The following is a 17129-nucleotide window of genomic DNA, read 5'->3' as shown; positions in this document are numbered from 1 at the left end:
TGCTTGCCGAAGTTTGGGAGCGATATAGTGAAGGCGATCAGAAAAAATCAGCACCACATTTTATGAAATGTTTTTATATCAGCGACCGTCGACAGAACGGGTCGCCTAGATCCAGGTTGAACCGGTAGTGCAGAGAATTTTGGGACACAGAGCGACATCTCTTCTTCGGCTCGCGTTCGTGGTTTGCAATGCGGTTCCACTTTCAGCGATCGCGCAACAGAATGCCGCCTGCAAAGGACCGTCCGAACTCGAACAGGCGACTGCGACGCATCCATCCGCAGCTGCATACGACGCTTTGGGCGCGTATTTCGCTGGACATCATCAACTGCCTTGCGCAATCAATACCTTTGAAAGCGCAGTTCGTTTGGAGCCGAACTCATGGGAGGGCCACTACGATCTCGGCATTGCGCTGCTTTCGAATCGTGATCCAAAACGCGCCGCCAAAGAGCTGCAGACGGCATCCAGCCTTCAGCCGAGCTCGCCGAAAATCCTGCTTCCGTTGGGAGTAACACTGAGTGAATTAGGCCAGCAGGATGCTGCCATAGAGGCGTTCCGAACCATTCTGAGGCAGGATCCGCAATCGATCCCAGCCATCGATGGGCTGACAAAAGCCCTGATCGCACAAAAGCGATACACAGCGGCGATCGTCGAACTGAAGGCTGCGCCAGCAGATGAAGTACTGCAATTGAACCTGGCCATTGCCTACTCCAAGAACGGCAACATTGACGAAGCTTTACAGATTCTTTCCGCCATTGTCAAAGAGCATCCCGAATACGCACAGGCACACAGCAATCTTGGAATTGTTTACACCCAGCAAAAGCGATTCAGCGAAGCAGCGCGGGAATTCGAGACAGCACTAAAGCTTGACCCTGCCGATGATTCAGTTCGGCTGTCTTACGTGAAGTCACTAACGGCGCTTCTGCAGTACGACAAGGCCGAACCACTCATCCACGAATATCTACAGAAGCATCCACGCGATTTCGAAGCGGTATATTTCAACGGTGTAGTCGAACGTGGGCTAGGAAACTATGCGGAAGCCGAGAGGTCGTTCCGTCAGGCTGTGGCATTGAATCCAAATCATGCAGAGGCTCACTACAATCTCGGATTCGTGCTTGCGCGGCAAGGAAAACCCGCGGAGGCGCGTCCCGAACTAGAGAAAGCACTGCAGTTGAATCCCGAGTCGAGTGAAGCACGCTTCCAATTGGCGTCAGTGCTTCGAACCCTGGGACAACAAGATCAGGCCCACGAAGAACTGAATGTTCTTCAGCAAGAAAAAGCGGCCAGCGTAAAGCAGGATGTCGCAGCTGTAAGTGCCAGTCAGGCAAATCAAGATCTACAATCGGGCGATCCGCAGAAGGCTGTGGCCTTGTACCGTGCTTCCCTCGCAAACGATCCCAAGAACGCTCGCACCTACTATGATCTTGCTCTCGCTTTGGATCGTCTGTCTGATTATTCGGCTGAACAAGATGCCCTGGAAAAAGCGCAGGCACTGGATGCCACGCTCGCGCCTGTGCACAATCAGTTGGGTTTTCTTGATCTGCAGGCAGGTCATGCTCAGGACGCTGAGCGCCAGTTCAAGGCGGCGATCTCGCTGGACCCGCAATACGCCGAGGCGCAAAACAATCTGGGTGTGCTCTATGGCCAGGTCGGCAAGGATGCCGACGCCGAAAAGATGTTCCGCCTGGCGACGGAAAACAACCCTCAATATGGTCAGGCATTCGCTAATCTGGGACTCATTCTTGCAGGCCAAGGACACTTGTCCGAAGCCGAATCCGCGCTGAGCAAGGCAGTACAGCTCGATCCGAAAAACGCTGGAGCTCTAAGCGTTTACGGTATGGTTCTTGTCCGTTTAAATCGGGGCGCAGAGTCGCTGCCAATTTTTCGAAAAGTCGTCGAACTCGATCCGAACTCAGCTGGAGCCCACTTGAATCTCGGCATAGCCTTGGCCGACCGCTTCGATTTGAAGGGCGCATTGGCCGAGTTTTCTGAAGCTGTACGTCTCGATCCGAACAATGCCGCGGCTCACTACAACAAGGGCAGGGTCTTGCTCGACCTGCAGAGAAACGACGAGGCGAAACCAGAGTTGGAGGCGGCGGTGCAACTCGATCCCAATCAAGCAGAGTCATGGTATCTGCTCGGCCTGATTTCGCGACAGGCAGACCAGACAGACGAGGCGATCGGGCAATTCGAGAAGGCCGTCGCAGCGAAGCCGGACTATGCAGAAGCATATTTCAAGCTAGGCCAGGAATTGCAACGTAAGGGTGATTCGGCAGGTGCGATCAAGCAGTGGCGGAAGGCAATCGAGATTCGCCCCCAATACAACGAGGCCCTTTACAATCTTGCACGCCTCCTCAAGAAATCGAATCCTGACGAAGCTGCCCGTCTGGAAGCCCGATTTGAAACATTGCAAGCCCAGGAACACATCACAGATCGCGCTTCAACACTCGGTAACTTTGCGTTGGCGTCTGCTGATGCGCATGATTGGCCTCAAGCCATCTCACAGCTAAAACAGGCTCTTAGCGTTTGCAGCGACTGCAGCGCACTGCCATTGCTCCACAAAGATCTCGGCCTGATTTATTGCCGCGCTGGAGACTATCAGAACTGCAGAACCGAGTTGCTTGCCGCGCAAAGGCTTACGCCTAAAGATGACGACATTTTGCAGGCGCTCAACGTGTTGGATTCACTACAGAAAACCCAATAGCCCGAATCTGATCTAAGTATCTTTCGTCTGCCAGATGGCATAGGCTCGCGCCGCGAACTGTTGCATCACACCGCGGACTACGAACTCTGCGGCGAAGGGATCTCCTTCGCGAATCAATTCAATAATGCGCTTATGGCGATCGAGGTCGGACTCCCATGCCTGCGCGGTCTGATGACTTTGCACGACGCGCATTGCGACGAATGCAAACAGCGGTACAAGCAGCGTACGTATTTGTGAGTACAGAAAGCGGTTCCCGCAAAGTTCGCAAAGGCACAGATGAAAGTGGAGATCGGCCTCAATAAGAGCTCGGATGTCTCCACTCTTCGTAGCTTTGCGCAGCTCTTTTAGAGAGCTTTCCAGCGGATCGAGATCCGGTTGACGCTCCGTTGTTAGGCGTGCAGCCAGTCCTTCAAGGGCACCCCGAAGTTCGTATATTTGGGCGATGTCAGATTCTGAATAGGATGTGACGCGAGCGCTACGCCCCGATGCCTTGGTGGCAAAGCCTTCGTTGATGAGAAGGTTGATAGCCTCTCGAACCGAAGTCTGGGCGACGCCGAATTTTCGCGCCCAATAACCTTCGATGATTCGCTGGCCAGGTGCGAGATGGCCCTCGATAATTTCTTCCCGTAATTTTGCCGCCAGGCTCTGTTTAATCAGCAGCGAAGCATCGTTCTGCATGGTCGCAAGGTTCATGCTGTATCAAATCCCGTAGACCAGAGACTAGCATGAGCCTCAGCGTGTCGAAACTGCTGTTGTTATTGTGGCAAGGACGAGAATGGCCACTGCCGAAGCCAGAACAATGAGAGCGCGTCGGCTCGCCAATCTCCATTCACCTACGACAATGCCCGCTGTATTTGCGGTGAGGACCATCGTAATCTGGTAAATCGCCCACCCCGCAGAATCGCCGAGTCGCCCAAGATAGCGCGTCGAGAGTCCGTAGATCGCAACAGCTCCGATCCAAAGCAAGCCCATCAACAAACTAAGAAAGGCGTCCGGCGCGGAACGCGTCAGGAATTTCCAGCTTTGGTTCTTGTTCAACAAGAAAACCGTGTACGCGAGATTGGGAACAAGACCGCCGGCAAGCGCCACAGGCCACACGGCAAAGACTGCGCTCGAAGCCTGGGCGCCGTGGTCTACGGCCACCTGCGCGATAGGACCTCCAAAGGCCAGCGAAAGATTGAGCATCGAAGACAATACTCCGGAGAGTACGGCAATACCCAATCCAGATGAGTATCCGTGACTGGCTTCGCTTTGAGGAGGCTCGCGGAGTTTACCCGCGCCGCCGGAAAGAGCCACTCCGAAAATCATCAAGCCGCATCCGGCGATCAGGATGTGAGAATTGCCGCTGGCGAGCTCGTTTTTGTGGAGGGTTAGGAGAGGAACCAGCGTTCCAAAGACAGTGCCTAATCCGACGATGATCGTGAAGGCAAGCGCCATCCCCAACCGCACAACCGATATTCCAAAGAGCACCTGTGCGATTCCCCAGCCAAAGCCAAACAATAACGATGGAAGCAACTCAGAGAATCGCAGAGATGCATAGAGGTGTGGCCAGTCAGGAATAGACGCTAAGGCGATCAGACAAGGTACGAGCAATAGCGAAACAAAGCTAAACATCAGCCAGGTGCATTCCCAAGGCCACACGCGAATCCTTTTCAGGGGCAGCATGCAATTCCCAACCAACACGCCGCCCGCTAGCGCGAGTGCGATGCCGAAAAGATTGCTATTCATAGGCTGGTTTCGCTTCGAATGATGACGATTTTGCTTTCCCGAACAGCAATTTCCATCTTTACCCTCCAACCCGTTTTTTCTCAGTTTAGACGCTCAAATCATATACTTCCCTCTCCTACTCATGGGACTGCAATCCTCGGATGACGGGTAAAGAGCATACCATTTGTCAATATAAGCTTGACAAGGGCGGCTACTTGCGACTATCGTTCTCCAGAATTTTGAGCGCTTATTTACATCTTTAGCTCCGCGGACGAGAAGGCGTTTGCAACCAAATCCTCAAAGAATGGATTTGAGTTATGAAAATTATGTTCTATTCATAAAAAAGTTCTTGACAGTCATTCTTTCGGTTGAGTACAAGGTCAAACTGACGAAGTATCGGGTACCAAATTAGCCGTTGACTACGAATCGCGGCGAACTCTTTCTTCAAGCGAGGCTTTTCAGGAGGTAATCTATGCTGAATTCTGCGGAATTGCGATATTCGTTTCGAATTGTGGCGCGCATATGTTTCCTGCTCAGCGTTTTCTGCATAACTGGCGCAGCTATTGCTCAGCTCTCAACTGCTTCTATCAGCGGTATAGCGCGCGATTCCAGCGGTGCCGTCGTTGCAAACGCGACCGTTACATTGCGCAATGTAGACACGTCGGTTGAGCGCGCGTCAGTTAGTAATGGTTCGGGTGAGTACGTTTTCCTGAACATTACGCCGGGGCGATATACGCTCGAGGCAAAAGCAACCGGATTCAGCCCGCAACAGATACCGGAGTTTGTTCTGACGGTGGGTCAAACAGCGACGATGAACTTCACGTTGACGGTGGGTACGCAGACCCAGGTGGTAACAGTCGAGGCCGGCGCACAACAGCTGGACCTTCAAGGAGCCGACCTCGGCGCAGTGATCGCCACCAAGCAGGTGAACGAGATCCCGCTCAACGGCCGGAACTTCACGCAGCTTCTGCAACTTACTCCGGGTGTTTCACCAATTATGACCGGGCAGGCTGCAGGGATGCAGAACAGCGGCGGTTTTGGTGCTCCGGTCACGATCGGCGCCGACTACAGCTTTCCTGCTGTCAATGGTCAGACGAACCGCAGCAACATGTACCTGATGGACGGTCTGAACGACTACGGCACCATTGAAAGCACCTATGCGGTTCCGCCAATCATCGACTCCGTTCAGGAGTTTAAGGTCGTTTCGCACACAGACAACGCGGAGTTCGGATCCGTCTTGGGGGGTGTCGTCAATGTAGTTACGAAGAGTGGCACAAACGATTTCCACGGTGGCGCATGGGATTATGTGCGCAACACCGTTTTTGATGCGCGTAACTATTTCCTGCCCCCTGACCAGCCGAAACCTGCCTATCACGAAAACCAGTTCGGCGCGTCTGTCGGTGGGCCCGTTCTGATTCCTAAGCTCTATAACGGCAGAAACAAGACTTTCTTCTTTGGGGCTTACCAGGGTTTCCGTTACTCAAAAGTGCAGGATACAAACCTGCTGGTCCCCACCGCAGCACAGCTTGCAGGTGACGAGAGCGGAGCGCCTCAGATATACAATCCCTTTACAACCCGACCCGATCCTGCGAATCCGGGAAGCTACATACGCGACCCGTTTCCAGGTAATCAGATCCCTTCAAGCTTGATCGATCCACGTATGGTTGCCTACGCGCAATATGTCTTTCCGGCAGCTGGTCCCTTTTTCAGCAATGGCACGGCTAACGCACTTGACACCACCCCATTGATCCAGAACCAGGATGAGTTCAGCGTTCGGGTCGACCAGAACTTCGGGTCGAAAGACTCCGCGTGGTTCCGGTACAGCTTCATCAACAGTCAGGTGACCACCTCCGGGAACCTCCCAGCACTCCACGTCATCCATCCGCTTGATGCTCGCGATTGGGGTGGCAGCTATGTCCACATTTTCAATCCGGGGCTTATCCTGCAGGCTCAATTCGCACACATCACCGTACTCGACAATACGGCGACACGATTTATCACATCCACCTCCGGGATCTACAGCACTGTTGGTTTCAACGACGACTTTGCCAGTGGGTTCGCTGGAGCAAATGGCGGCTCTTTGATTCCTGGCCCCGGCATCAGCGGCTATGCCAATGGTGGCGAAAGCATTAACGACACACCGAAAGCGACCGATAGTTACGAGTACCACGCCACAGTCAGCAAGATCGTTGGAAACCATCAGCTGAAGTTCGGCGGTGGGTATACGACGAACAACTTCGTCAGTCCTCTGTCTCAAATTGGATTGACTTTCGACGCGACAAGCACTGCGGCGAACCCAAATGTAGGTGGAACCGGCGACGCCGTGTCGTCCTTCATTCTGAACGTTCCTCATGGAGCCAGCCGCAGAAACGTGGATGAGACAACGCGCCCGGGTGGCCTGCTCAGCGTTTTCGGTGAAGACTCTTGGAAGGTGACGCCTAAATTTACGCTCAATTTTGGGCTGCGCTACGATTACACCTTCATTCCCCCCTATGGAACGAACGCAACGATTGGCCAGCAGGGTGGTATTGAAACCGGAGATATGGATTTCGGCAACGGCACTTATGTAGTGCAGAAGCTCCCTCCCCCATGCAGCGTCCGTGGTCACGCTCCTTGCATTCCCGGTGATGGCACGTTGCCGGATCACGTTGTCGTTGACCCACGGGGCAAGATTGCACACAATGTTGGCACGAACTTTGGGCCGCGTCTTGGATTTGCCTATTCCGTGGACGACAAGACCGTCATCCGAGGTGCCTTTGGCATTGTCTACGACAACTGGGCTGCGGTCACCCAGATGGCACAGAATATCGAGGGTGCGTGGCCCGATATTGGACAGCAGATTCAGACTCACCTCAACGAGCCAACGTCTGCATCACCAACGCCGACCGTGCAGGCGCAAAATCCGCTGGTTGCGAGCGGCAGCGGCCTCTTTCCACCAGCAACACCTTTCACGAACAACACATGGTTCTATGATCCGCACATCAAGAACCCTTACTCAGAGCAATGGAATTTTGGTGTGCAGCGTCAGTTGAATTCTTCTACCGCAGTGACCATTAACTACGTCGGATCAGGCTCGCACAGGACCAATGTTGGCGGCTATTACAACACAGCCTTAACACCTGGGCCGGGTGATTACCAAGCTCGTGCGCCCTATCCTTACAGCATTCCTACTTTCTACGATCGCAGCGCAGGATTCGCGGACTATAACGCTCTGCAGGTTGAGTTCGACCGGCGGTACACGAACGGCTTCTCATACGGAGTGTCCTACACCTATTCGAAAGCGATGACCGAAGATGACGGCTGGTTTGGCGTAGAGGGTTCGCTTCCACAGAACCCGTACAATCCGTCAGGTTCCCGCTCGGTATCTGGATTCGATTTGACGCATGTACTTTCGATCAACGCTCTCTATGAAGTGCCGATCGGGAAAGGCAAGAGATTTTCGACAGGAAATGGTGTGTTGGATTACATCCTCGGCAACTGGCAAATCAATGGTCTGCTCACTGGCCGGTCCGGACAGCCCTTTTCTCCGACGATTAGTTCGGATATAGCCAACATCGGCAATGATTTCGTATATCTCAATCGAGTCGGAGATCCTCATCGATCCAATCGCAATGCAGCCGAGTGGTTCAATACCGGGGCGTATCAATCTCCCGCGCCATTCACGTTTGGGAATGCAGGCCGCAACTCGCTTCGATCCCAACCTTATTGGGACCTTACTCCCTCAGTCATTCGAAGTTTCCCGATATGGGAGAGCTTGCAATTTCAGTTCCGTGCAGAGGCATTTAACGTGCTTAACCATACTGTATTCAGTACACCCGGTAGTGATTTGAATAACCCGCAGTTGTTCGGCGTGGTCACGAGCACTGCAAACTATGCGCGAGAACTGCAACTGAGCGGCAAAATTGTCTTCTAGTTGAAGTGCGTCGTCGAGTAGTAACTGAATTCGCTAGCTGGAGGCATCCTTGAACTCCTCATACCAGGCCATCTGGATTGCTTCCAGCTTCGACTCATTCGAGGTCGACGGATCGTCGGCAAATCCATCGAGTTCGGTAATGTACTTGTGCAGATCGGTGAACCGAACAGTGAGCGGATCAAGATCGGGAAATTTTTCCTGCAGCTGAATTCCAATTTCTTCTGTGTCCGTCCAATGAATCTCGCGCGCCATTTATTTCTCCTCGGCCAAAGCCAGTGGCTTGCCTTCAGAAACGTAGTTGCGGTTCCACTTCGGAATCTCGACGACATATGCTCCGGGTCTTGTGATCACTGCCTGGCAGCCAAGCCGCGAATTGAGTTGCAGATCAGCAGCCATGTCCAGCCGATCCAGCTCATCGTCATCCGCCTCGCTCAACCCTGGAGTTCCATCCTTTATCCACAGATGACACGTGGTACATGCGCATGATCCACCGCAGGCATGATCGAGAAAAATTCCGAAATTCTCCGCCACATCGAGAAACGACATTGGCTTTCCGTGGTGGTCATACGGCATGGTGCCGAACTCGAATTCCACCGTCTTTCCCTCAGGCATAAACGTCACACGCACCATATTCGGCGCTGGTGGCTTGTTCAAATCAATTTTCTGCTGTGTCTTCTCGTTACTCATTTTCTAATCCTTGCTGATCTCTGCAGGTGCGAATGGATGCGGTGCCGTCGGCCCCTCACCCAGCTTATCGCCAGCTGAGTCCATCGTCTCCCCCTTGATCGCGCTTGAAACCGCGGCATCCATCATCAATTCCGCGAATCGCCGTGTGGCCTTGTCCAGTGCATCCGTGCCTGCACGCAATGCCTTCAGATCTTCGCTCTGCTTCAGCACAAACAACTCATCTTTCAGCAGCCCGATCTGCGCACGCTCTTCATCGGTCAAAAGTTGCCAGGCCGCATGGTTCGGAGCCTTCTCCACTGCGGCCAGAATGGTGTCTGCCTCGTTGCGCGCTTCAATCAGTTGCCGTTCGGCGAAATCCTTCTCAGCATGATCGAACGACTCCAGAATCATAGACTCCACCTGCTCGTCCGTTAGCCCGTACGTCGGCTTCACTTCAATTTCAGCTTCCTTACCCGAGCGCTGCTCACGCGCCGAAACGTGCAGAATGCCGTTCGCGTCGATCAGGAGTTTCACTTCGATACGCGGTAATCCGGCGCTCATCGGCGGAATGCCTTTCAAGTCGAACCGAGCCAGCGAGCGGCAATCCTTAGCCAGTTCGCGCTCGCCTTGGAGGACGTGGATCGCTACATTCGTCTGCCCATCCACACCCGTCGTAAAGTGCTCCGTCGCCGATGCCGGAATCGTCGAGTTGCGCTGAATAATCTTCGCCACGACGCCGCCCAATGCTTCAATGCCCAGCGAAAGCGGCGTCACGTCGAGCAACAGCATGTCTTCCGTGGCCTTGGAGCCGCCACCAAGAATATTTGCCTGCACCGCTGCGCCGAGCGCAACCACTTCATCGGGATTGAGCTCGGTATGCGGAACTTTACCACGCTGGCTCAAATGAAAAACATGATCGGTCAGCGCACGCACCGCTGGGATCCGCGTCGATCCGCCGACCAGCACAACCTCATCGATCTGCTCCGGCGTCTCGCTGGCATCTTTCAACGCCTGCTTGCAAGGCTCAATCGTCCGATCGATCACCGGGCGAATGATCTGCTCAAAAGCATCGCGCGGCAGTTCTCGCTGATACTTTTGCCCGTTCGGCAGATCAACGCTGATACGTGCCACCTGTTCGGACGACAACGCAATCTTCGCCGCAATCACTTCCTTGCGAATCGCCTGGACCGTCTCCGGGCTCGTGTGCACATCAACGCCCAGCTCGCCCTGAATGTCATCGAGCGCAACCGCAATCAGCAAATTATCGATATCATCGCCGCCAAGATGGGTATCGCCATTCGTCGCGATGACCTCGAAGATGCCCTCATGCAGCTTCAGAATCGAAATATCAAAGGTCCCGCCGCCTAGATCGTAAACCGCAACGATGCCGTCCTTATTGCGATCGAGTCCATACGCCAGCGCCGCCGCCGTCGGCTCATTTACTAAACGAAGCACCTCAAGACCAGCCATGCGCCCAGCATCTTTGGTCGCCTGCCGCTGCGCGTCGTTGAAATAAGCCGGAACCGTAATGACAGCCTTCGTCACCGGAGCGCCGAAGTACCGTTCGGCATTCTTCTTCAACTGGCGCAGCACATACGCCGAAATCTCAGGCGGAGTGAACTCCTCATCTCCCAGCTTGATGCGCAGCACTTCCCCCACTTGCAGATCGTCCGCAAGATGAAATGGAAAAAGCTTCAACTCTTCGCGCACATCGTCAACCCCGCGCCCCATCAGCCGTTTCGCTGAATAGATCACCCGTTCCGGGGTCTCGACAAGGTACTGCCGCGCCCCATTGCCAACAACAAACTTCCGCGGGCCATCACCGGCCAGCGCAACAACCGAAGGCACAAGGTTCGACCCATCCTCGCCGGGAATCACCACCGGCTGCTCGCCCTGCATAAATGCGACGAGAGAATTCGTTGTGCCCAAATCAATTCCGACTATGCGTGCTTCCGCCATTTAGTTATCTCTACCCAAAAGCTGTCATCGTGAGCGCAGCGAAGGACCTGCTTTTTCGCACTGTCTAGCACGATCACCACCGGCTGCCCCATCCTTTCGCGCATTTTGCGAAACGGTGGGAAAGCTATGCCCCTAGCGCCTCGTTCACGTCGCGCACCAGATTCCGCACATACCGCCGACGATCCAGCAGCGCCACCATCGTGTCCTTCGCACCAGACTGCGATGCCTCATCCTGCGCATCGAGGGCCGCGTCCCAATTCGCCCACAGGGCCTGCAACTGCGAATCAGAATCAGCCATCTGCCCTTCAAACTGCGTCTTCGCCCTCTCCAGGTCCTGGCGCAGTTGCGGATCATCCTCACCCGTTTTCTGATTCATGCGCATTTCTTCAAGCTGCATGTTCAGCTCAAAGACTTCTTCCAGCAGATCCGGCGGTACTCGCGACTCTTTCTTCGCACCGTTTTCAGCAGATCGATCCTGGTCGATTTCGACGCCTTCAAGACGAAGCAGATATTCTGTGCGCGTAATCGGATTTTTCAGCGTACGATATGCATCATTCAACAGCGACGTCTGCTCCAAGCTCCATTGCTGCTCCTGCTCGCTCGCACGCGCATACACATCTGGATGCAGCTTACGGCTCAACTTATAGAATGCACGCTCAAGTCCAGCAGTATCGAGAGCCAGTTTCCGTGGCAATCCAAACATATAGAAGTAAGTCACGTCGGCAGCAGGGTTCTGCACCTTGCCGCACGCATCGCAGAAGGGCGCGCCTGCGGACAGCCCAGAGCCGCACGACCAGCAGGCCGTCTTCACGGATTGTTCCTCAGTAGTTGGCATGCTAAAGATTGAAGCCGCTCTATCGTGAGCGGCTTTTCATATCAGGATGAAAATGACGACCCACAGCCGCAGGACTTCGTTGAGTTTGGGTTGATAAAGTTGAAGCCCTGCCGCATCAGCGTCTCTTCGTAATCCAGAACCATCCCGTGCAGATAGATAAACGACTTCGGATCGACAAAGACCCGCACATCCTCAAATTGATAAATGCGGTCGCGCTCACGCGGCTGCGTGTCAAAGCGAATGTTATACGACAAGCCTGAGCAGCCACCGCCCTGTACGCCCAGGCGCAGCCCGCCCTCGGTTGGCGAAATCCCTTCCTTCGCCATCGCGATGCGGATGCGCTTCAAAGCACGCTCAGTAACCTGCACGCCCTTCTGATTCGGCGTCAGGTTCTCGGCATTCAGAACAGCTAACTCAGCACTCATCTCTCAACCCCAACACACAACAGGCACCCGTTCTTGTCGCGCATTTTGTGCGCGGCAGGACGAGAAACCACCGTCTCTTACTGAGCGGCCACAGGCTCCACAGTGTTCGCAGTCTCGCCAACGCCGTTCTTTTTCTTCCAATCGCCAATCGCTGCGCGAATCGCGTCTTCCGCAAGCACGGAACAGTGGATCTTCACTGGAGGCAGGGAAAGCTCCTTCACGATATCCGTATTCTTGATCTCCATCGCCTCGGAAACCGTCTTGCCCTTCACCCACTCCGTCGCCAGCGAGGACGAAGCAATCGCCGAGCCGCAGCCGAAGGTCTTGAACTTGGCTTCTTCAATCACCTGCGTCTCCGGATTCACCCTGATCTGCAGGCGCATCACGTCGCCGCATTCCGGCGCACCAACCAGACCCGTGCCTACTTCCTGGCTGCTCTTGTCCATCTGCCCAACGTTGCGCGGATTGTTGTAGTGATCAATTACCTTATCGCTATATGCCATGTCAGAATCTCCTCTGATTCCCTGCTAACAAAACTAAAACTGTCATCCTGAGTGCAACGGAGGATCTGCTTTCCCTTCGCGATGACACCATCAATGCGCTGCCCACTCAATCTTCGTCAGGTCGATGCCTTCCTTCACCATCTCGTACAGCGGTGAAAGCTCGCGCAGTTTCTGCACAATGTCAATGACCTTATCGGCCACGTAATCTACTTCAGCCTCAGTGTTAAAGCGTCCCAGCCCGAACCGGATCGAGCTGTGTGCCACATCGTCACCGAGGCCCAGAGCCTTCAATACATAAGATGGCTCAAGCGTCGCAGAGGTGCAGGCCGATCCGCTCGAAACCGCAACATCGTTGATTCCCATCAGCAGCGACTCACCCTCAACATATACAAAACTCATATTCAAGTTGCCCGGCAGGCGATGCTCCATCGAACCATTCACGTGAATATAGTCGAGGCTCGATTCGAGCTTCGACTTCAGCTTGTCGCGCAAGGCACGCAGACGCTTGTCTTCGCTGGCCATCTCTTCGCGGGCAATCTCGCAGGCCTTGCCAAGGCCGACAATTCCGGGCACATTCAGCGTCCCTGACCGCATGCCGCGCTCGTGGCCTCCACCGTTGATCTGCTCGGAAATCTGCACGCGCGGATTGCGACGGCGAACATACAGAGCACCCACGCCCTTCGGACCATAAATCTTGTGACCCGAAAGCGAGAGCGCATCGATGTTCATCGAGTTCACATCCACCGGAACCTTGCCGATTGCCTGCACCGCGTCCGTGTGGAATATTACGCCCTTTTCGCGGCAGATCTTGCCAATCTCGGCGACCGGTTGGAGTACTCCGATCTCGTTATTTGCATACATGACCGAGACCAGAATCGTCTTGTCATCGATCGCGCGCTTCAAGTCATCGAGATCAATCAGACCATCGGCCTTTACCGGCAGATAGGTGACACGGAAACCGGCTTTTTCCATCCGTTTACAGGTGTCAAGCACAGCCTTGTGTTCGGTCACCTGCGTAATGATGTGATTGCCGCGTTCGCGGTACATCTCGCCAATGCCTTTAATAGCGAGATTGTTCGACTCGGTCGCGCCCGAGGTGAAAATAATCTCTTTGGCCGTCGCACCAATTAGCTTCGCGATCTGCTCGCGCGCCGTTTCAACGGCCTTCTCGGCTTCCCAGCCAAAGGAGTGGTTGCGGCTCGCGGCATTCCCAAACACCGTTGTCATATACGGCATCATCGCGTCCAGTACACGCGGATCGAGCGGCGTCGTCGCGTGATTGTCCATATATATCGGCAGCTTCACGCCCGCCGGCACGCTGATGTTTCCTGTCTCTACTACGCTGCTCATCTTGTTTGTTCTCCTCAGTACTTCTGCCGTTTACGTCACCTGCATAATCTTTTCGCCGGAGGCGCTGCGAATCGTAATCAACTCCCGGACTGTCTTGCTGCGACCCTCTTCCACTAGGTCTGAAATGTGAATGTTTTTCAGGACACTTGAGATGGTCTCGTTAACACGTGCTAAAGGTTCTTTGATGGTGCAGCTGTTGGTAAGGTCGCAGTTTCCCTCGTGGGTAAAGCACGAAGTAATAAATAGCGGACCGTCGATCGCAAAAATCACCTCAAAGGCTGAAATTCGTCGGGGGTTCTTCAGCAGCGAATAGCCGCCATTCATTCCGGCATGCGACTTCAGGATGCCCACTTTGGCCAACCGTTGCAGAATCTTGGCCAGCAACTGTGCTGGAATGTGATAAGCCTCGGCTATGTCTTTGGCGCTCAATGCGGTCGCCTCCGGATGCTCCGCCAAATATTTGAGAGCCATGAGGCCATAGTCCGCTTTTTTGGTGAGTCTCAGCATGGATCGCCAGGTTACCCGCAAGCTAAACGGTGTAACTAAAGTATACGACCGCTGGAGTCCGAATTCAATGTCTGTGCTGCGATAAAATCTGGGCGGACGGAACGGCAGCCGATTTTCCTGCGTAAAGATTTCTGGAGAGGATTCGCCGGATTCCGTTTGACATCGGACGCGTCCTATATACAATCTTGCCGATATCACCTGAATTTCACTTGCCGATACACCCCATGAACACGCCCTGCAAACACCCCAAAGTTCGCGTCGTTGCCCGCGAGGAGGACGTTGAGTACGTCGAGTGCCTGGACTGCGGCGAAGTCTTCGACTCGAATGAGTTCCAGGATATGGCGATAGAAGAGACGGTTCTTGAGGACGAAGACGAGTAGCAACAGCCTATCGAATCCCCGATCACTAGCTACTTAAAACACGGCCTCAGTTTTAGTTGCTCGCCGCCACGCTCGGCATGCTCAAACGTTTCGCCACCTGCCAGGCGTATTGCAGACCTGAGGTAACGGTCAGCACGATCGTGGCATTCAGCGACCAATGTCGGATAAAGATGATCCATGGCGCGGCATAGAAAGTGCCAAGCAGCACTGTTACAAGTGCGATGATCTGGGCCAACGTGTTCCCTTTGCCAAAAATGCTTGGCCGGAAATCGCGTATTCCCATTGCTGCGTACAGGATGGCTGCTACTACAAGGATGCCCAGGTCGCGTCCGAAGACCAGCACGGTCACTCGCCTGGAGATGTACCCCTCGTGATGAAGCACAAGAAACAGGGTGCTGAGCAACAGCTTGTCGGCTACCGGGTCCAGATACTGCCCCAGGCGGGTCCGCTGCTGGAGCATGCGCGCCAGCAACCCGTCGAGTCCATCGGTGACGCCGGCGACGACAAAGAGCGCGAAGGCTGTCCTGTTGTGCCCGTCCAATACCGCCAGGACGAGAAAGGGAATGATGCACAACCGCAGAAACGTCAGCTGGTTCGGCGTGGCTCGAAAGGCGTTCATGGGTGCAAATGAGCGGTAAGAAAAAGTAAAACCTTGGCGATACAGAAAACTCGATGTTACAGGACAGTGAACCCGAAGGCCAGATGCAGTGGCGAGATCGGCTGTGATCAATGCACTGAGACCTGTGCCCTCACCACGTACCCTCGTCAATACTCGGCGATCCGGAGTATCTTGGTAGGCGATGAAATATGGCCTCGGATTGCTCGCTCTTACCTGCTCAATCGCTTTAGCACAAACCACTCCAACACGACCGCCCATCACAGGTATCTCACATATTGCCGTGTATGCAGCCGACCCCGCTGCGGAGCAGCATTACTACGTCGACCTCATCGGGTGCGAAAAGCGTCCCGATCCAGAAAACCCAAAAGGCGCGCGTTACTACGTCAACAGCACGCAATTTGTTGAAGTCCTGCCGCTGGCAGATAAGTCGTCGCCCAACCGCCTCGATCACCTCGCGTATAAAACCGCCAACGCCGAGAACCTGCGCCTCTATCTGCAAGCGAAAGGCGTAGAGGTCCCGGCTGTCCAGAATGCCAGCGACGGTAGCCGCTGGTTCGACGTAAAAGACCCCGAAGGCAACACGGTCCAATTTGTCCAGCCACCCGCGCATTCGCAGGCGGTCAGCGCGCCGAACCTCGTCGGACATCACATCATCCACGTCGGCATGCTTGTTCGCAGCCGCGAAAAGGAGGACACGTTCTACCGCGCCATCCTTGACTTCAAGCCGTACTGGTACGGCGGCATGAAGCCTGACAAGATCGACTGGGTGTCGCAGCAGACGCCCGAAAGCCACGACTGGCTCGAATACATGCTCACCAGCGGTCCCTCTGGCGGCGGCATTCAGGATGTTTCACAGAAACAGCTCGGCGTCCTCAATCATCTGTCGATCGGAGTAATGAGCGTTCCCAAGACCTTCGACACACTGAAGGCCGCGAACCGCCTCTCCAGCCCGAACGATCACGCGCAGATCGGCCGAGACGGCAAGTGGCAGCTGAATCTCTTCGATCCCGACGGCACGCGTCTTGAGTTTATGGAATTCTCAAACGTGCAGAAACCCTGCTGCTCCGACTTTACCGCTCCCAACCCATCGCCGTCGGAGTGATCGCGATGAGGAGACGCGTTGGCCGCTGACAAGAGCTTTAAGACGAAATACGAAAAGGGCTTTGTCGAGCTCCCGTTTGATGTGAAGGAGCACTTCGGCAAGGCGCGGCCGCCGGTTCGCGTCACCATCAACGGCTACACCTACCGATCCACGCCTTGTGTCTATGGCGGCAAGTATTTCATTCCGGTCCGCATGTCGAACCAACATGCAGCGGGGATAACGCCCAACCAAATCGTCTCTGTAACCGTTGCCGCCGATACTGATGTCCGCGAAGTCGAGCCACCGCCCGATCTGCTGGCGGCACTCAAGAAGAACGTCACGGCAAAAGCTCGATGGGAGAAGCTAAGTTACACGACCAAGAAAGAACACGCGCTGGCACTGACGGAAGCCAAGAAACCCGAAACGCGCGAACGCCGGCTCGAGAAGATCATGCAAGACCTTTCCGGGAAGACGAAGTGAGTG

16 protein-coding genes are annotated in these 17129 nt (G+C 54.5%); 5 read left to right on the top strand and 11 right to left on the bottom strand.

Annotated features, from left to right (window positions below; genetic code table 11):
- The first annotated feature begins 139 nt into the window (after positions 1 to 139).
- Positions 140 to 2701, top strand: a complete 2562-nt coding sequence (locus H7849_RS23100) for a tetratricopeptide repeat protein (protein ID WP_186742842.1) — start codon at positions 140 to 142, stop codon at positions 2699 to 2701.
- Between the two features lie 12 nt (positions 2702 to 2713).
- Here H7849_RS23100 and H7849_RS23095 read toward each other — a convergent pair whose 3' ends face one another.
- Positions 2714 to 3394 carry a GntR family transcriptional regulator gene (locus tag H7849_RS23095; RefSeq protein ID WP_186742841.1) on the bottom strand — a complete coding sequence of 227 codons (681 nt, stop codon included), beginning with the start codon at positions 3392 to 3394 and terminating at the stop codon, positions 2714 to 2716.
- A gap of 39 nt (positions 3395 to 3433) precedes the next feature.
- On the bottom strand, positions 3434 to 4429 hold the full coding sequence (locus H7849_RS23090) for an L-rhamnose/proton symporter RhaT (RefSeq protein WP_186742840.1): 996 nt from the start codon (positions 4427 to 4429) through the stop codon (positions 3434 to 3436).
- Between the two features lie 451 nt (positions 4430 to 4880).
- Here H7849_RS23090 and H7849_RS23085 point away from each other — a divergent pair, with 451 nt between their 5' ends.
- Entirely contained in the window at positions 4881 to 8321 is a 3441-nt protein-coding gene (locus tag H7849_RS23085; protein WP_186742839.1) for a TonB-dependent receptor, read from the top strand.
- Between the two features lie 33 nt (positions 8322 to 8354).
- On the opposite strand, the gene iscX is transcribed toward H7849_RS23085, so the two are convergent.
- From iscX to H7849_RS23045, 8 genes are all read right to left on the bottom strand, one after another.
- A complete protein-coding gene (gene iscX / locus H7849_RS23080; RefSeq protein WP_186742838.1) occupies positions 8355 to 8573 on the bottom strand; it encodes a Fe-S cluster assembly protein IscX in 219 nt (72 codons plus the stop codon).
- Positions 8574 to 9008, bottom strand: coding sequence for a 2Fe-2S iron-sulfur cluster-binding protein (locus H7849_RS23075; RefSeq protein ID WP_186742837.1), 435 nt, complete (start codon positions 9006 to 9008; stop codon positions 8574 to 8576). It lies immediately after the preceding gene.
- Positions 9009 to 9011: 3 nt separating this feature from the next.
- Positions 9012 to 10946: a Fe-S protein assembly chaperone HscA gene (hscA, locus tag H7849_RS23070; protein ID WP_186742836.1), complete on the bottom strand. Its 1935-nt coding sequence runs from the start codon at positions 10944 to 10946 to the stop codon at positions 9012 to 9014.
- Positions 10947 to 11070: 124 nt separating this feature from the next.
- Entirely contained in the window at positions 11071 to 11757 is a 687-nt protein-coding gene (gene hscB / locus H7849_RS23065) for a Fe-S protein assembly co-chaperone HscB (protein WP_251106432.1), read from the bottom strand.
- Between the two features lie 65 nt (positions 11758 to 11822).
- On the bottom strand, positions 11823 to 12206 hold the full coding sequence (locus tag H7849_RS23060) for a HesB/IscA family protein (RefSeq protein ID WP_186742834.1): 384 nt from the start codon (positions 12204 to 12206) through the stop codon (positions 11823 to 11825).
- Positions 12207 to 12283: 77 nt separating this feature from the next.
- Complete coding sequence (gene iscU / locus H7849_RS23055; protein WP_186742833.1) at positions 12284 to 12709, bottom strand: Fe-S cluster assembly scaffold IscU; 426 nt, start codon at positions 12707 to 12709, stop codon at positions 12284 to 12286.
- Between the two features lie 90 nt (positions 12710 to 12799).
- Positions 12800 to 14059, bottom strand: a complete 1260-nt coding sequence (locus tag H7849_RS23050) for an IscS subfamily cysteine desulfurase (RefSeq protein WP_285288912.1) — start codon at positions 14057 to 14059, stop codon at positions 12800 to 12802.
- A gap of 30 nt (positions 14060 to 14089) precedes the next feature.
- Positions 14090 to 14566, bottom strand: coding sequence for an RrF2 family transcriptional regulator (locus H7849_RS23045; RefSeq protein ID WP_186742832.1), 477 nt, complete (start codon positions 14564 to 14566; stop codon positions 14090 to 14092).
- A 224-nt stretch (positions 14567 to 14790) separates the two neighbouring features.
- On the opposite strand from H7849_RS23045, the gene H7849_RS23040 reads away from it, so the two are divergent.
- Positions 14791 to 14946 carry a hypothetical protein gene (locus H7849_RS23040; protein WP_186742831.1) on the top strand — a complete coding sequence of 52 codons (156 nt, stop codon included), beginning with the start codon at positions 14791 to 14793 and terminating at the stop codon, positions 14944 to 14946.
- 52 nt (positions 14947 to 14998) lie between these two features.
- Here H7849_RS23040 and H7849_RS23035 read toward each other — a convergent pair whose 3' ends face one another.
- On the bottom strand, positions 14999 to 15565 hold the full coding sequence (locus tag H7849_RS23035) for a CDP-alcohol phosphatidyltransferase family protein (RefSeq protein ID WP_186742830.1): 567 nt from the start codon (positions 15563 to 15565) through the stop codon (positions 14999 to 15001).
- Positions 15566 to 15746: 181 nt separating this feature from the next.
- Here H7849_RS23035 and H7849_RS23030 point away from each other — a divergent pair, with 181 nt between their 5' ends.
- Positions 15747 to 16667, top strand: a complete 921-nt coding sequence (locus tag H7849_RS23030; RefSeq protein WP_186742829.1) for a VOC family protein — start codon at positions 15747 to 15749, stop codon at positions 16665 to 16667.
- Between the two features lie 18 nt (positions 16668 to 16685).
- Positions 16686 to 17126 carry a YdeI/OmpD-associated family protein gene (locus H7849_RS23025; RefSeq protein WP_186742828.1) on the top strand — a complete coding sequence of 147 codons (441 nt, stop codon included), beginning with the start codon at positions 16686 to 16688 and terminating at the stop codon, positions 17124 to 17126.
- Positions 17127 to 17129 lie beyond the last annotated feature (3 nt).

It is taken from the genome of Alloacidobacterium dinghuense (assembly GCF_014274465.1).
GTDB classification, from domain to species: Bacteria; Acidobacteriota; Terriglobia; order Terriglobales; family Acidobacteriaceae; genus Alloacidobacterium; species Alloacidobacterium dinghuense.
This window is presented reverse-complemented; position numbering and strand designations above follow the sequence as displayed.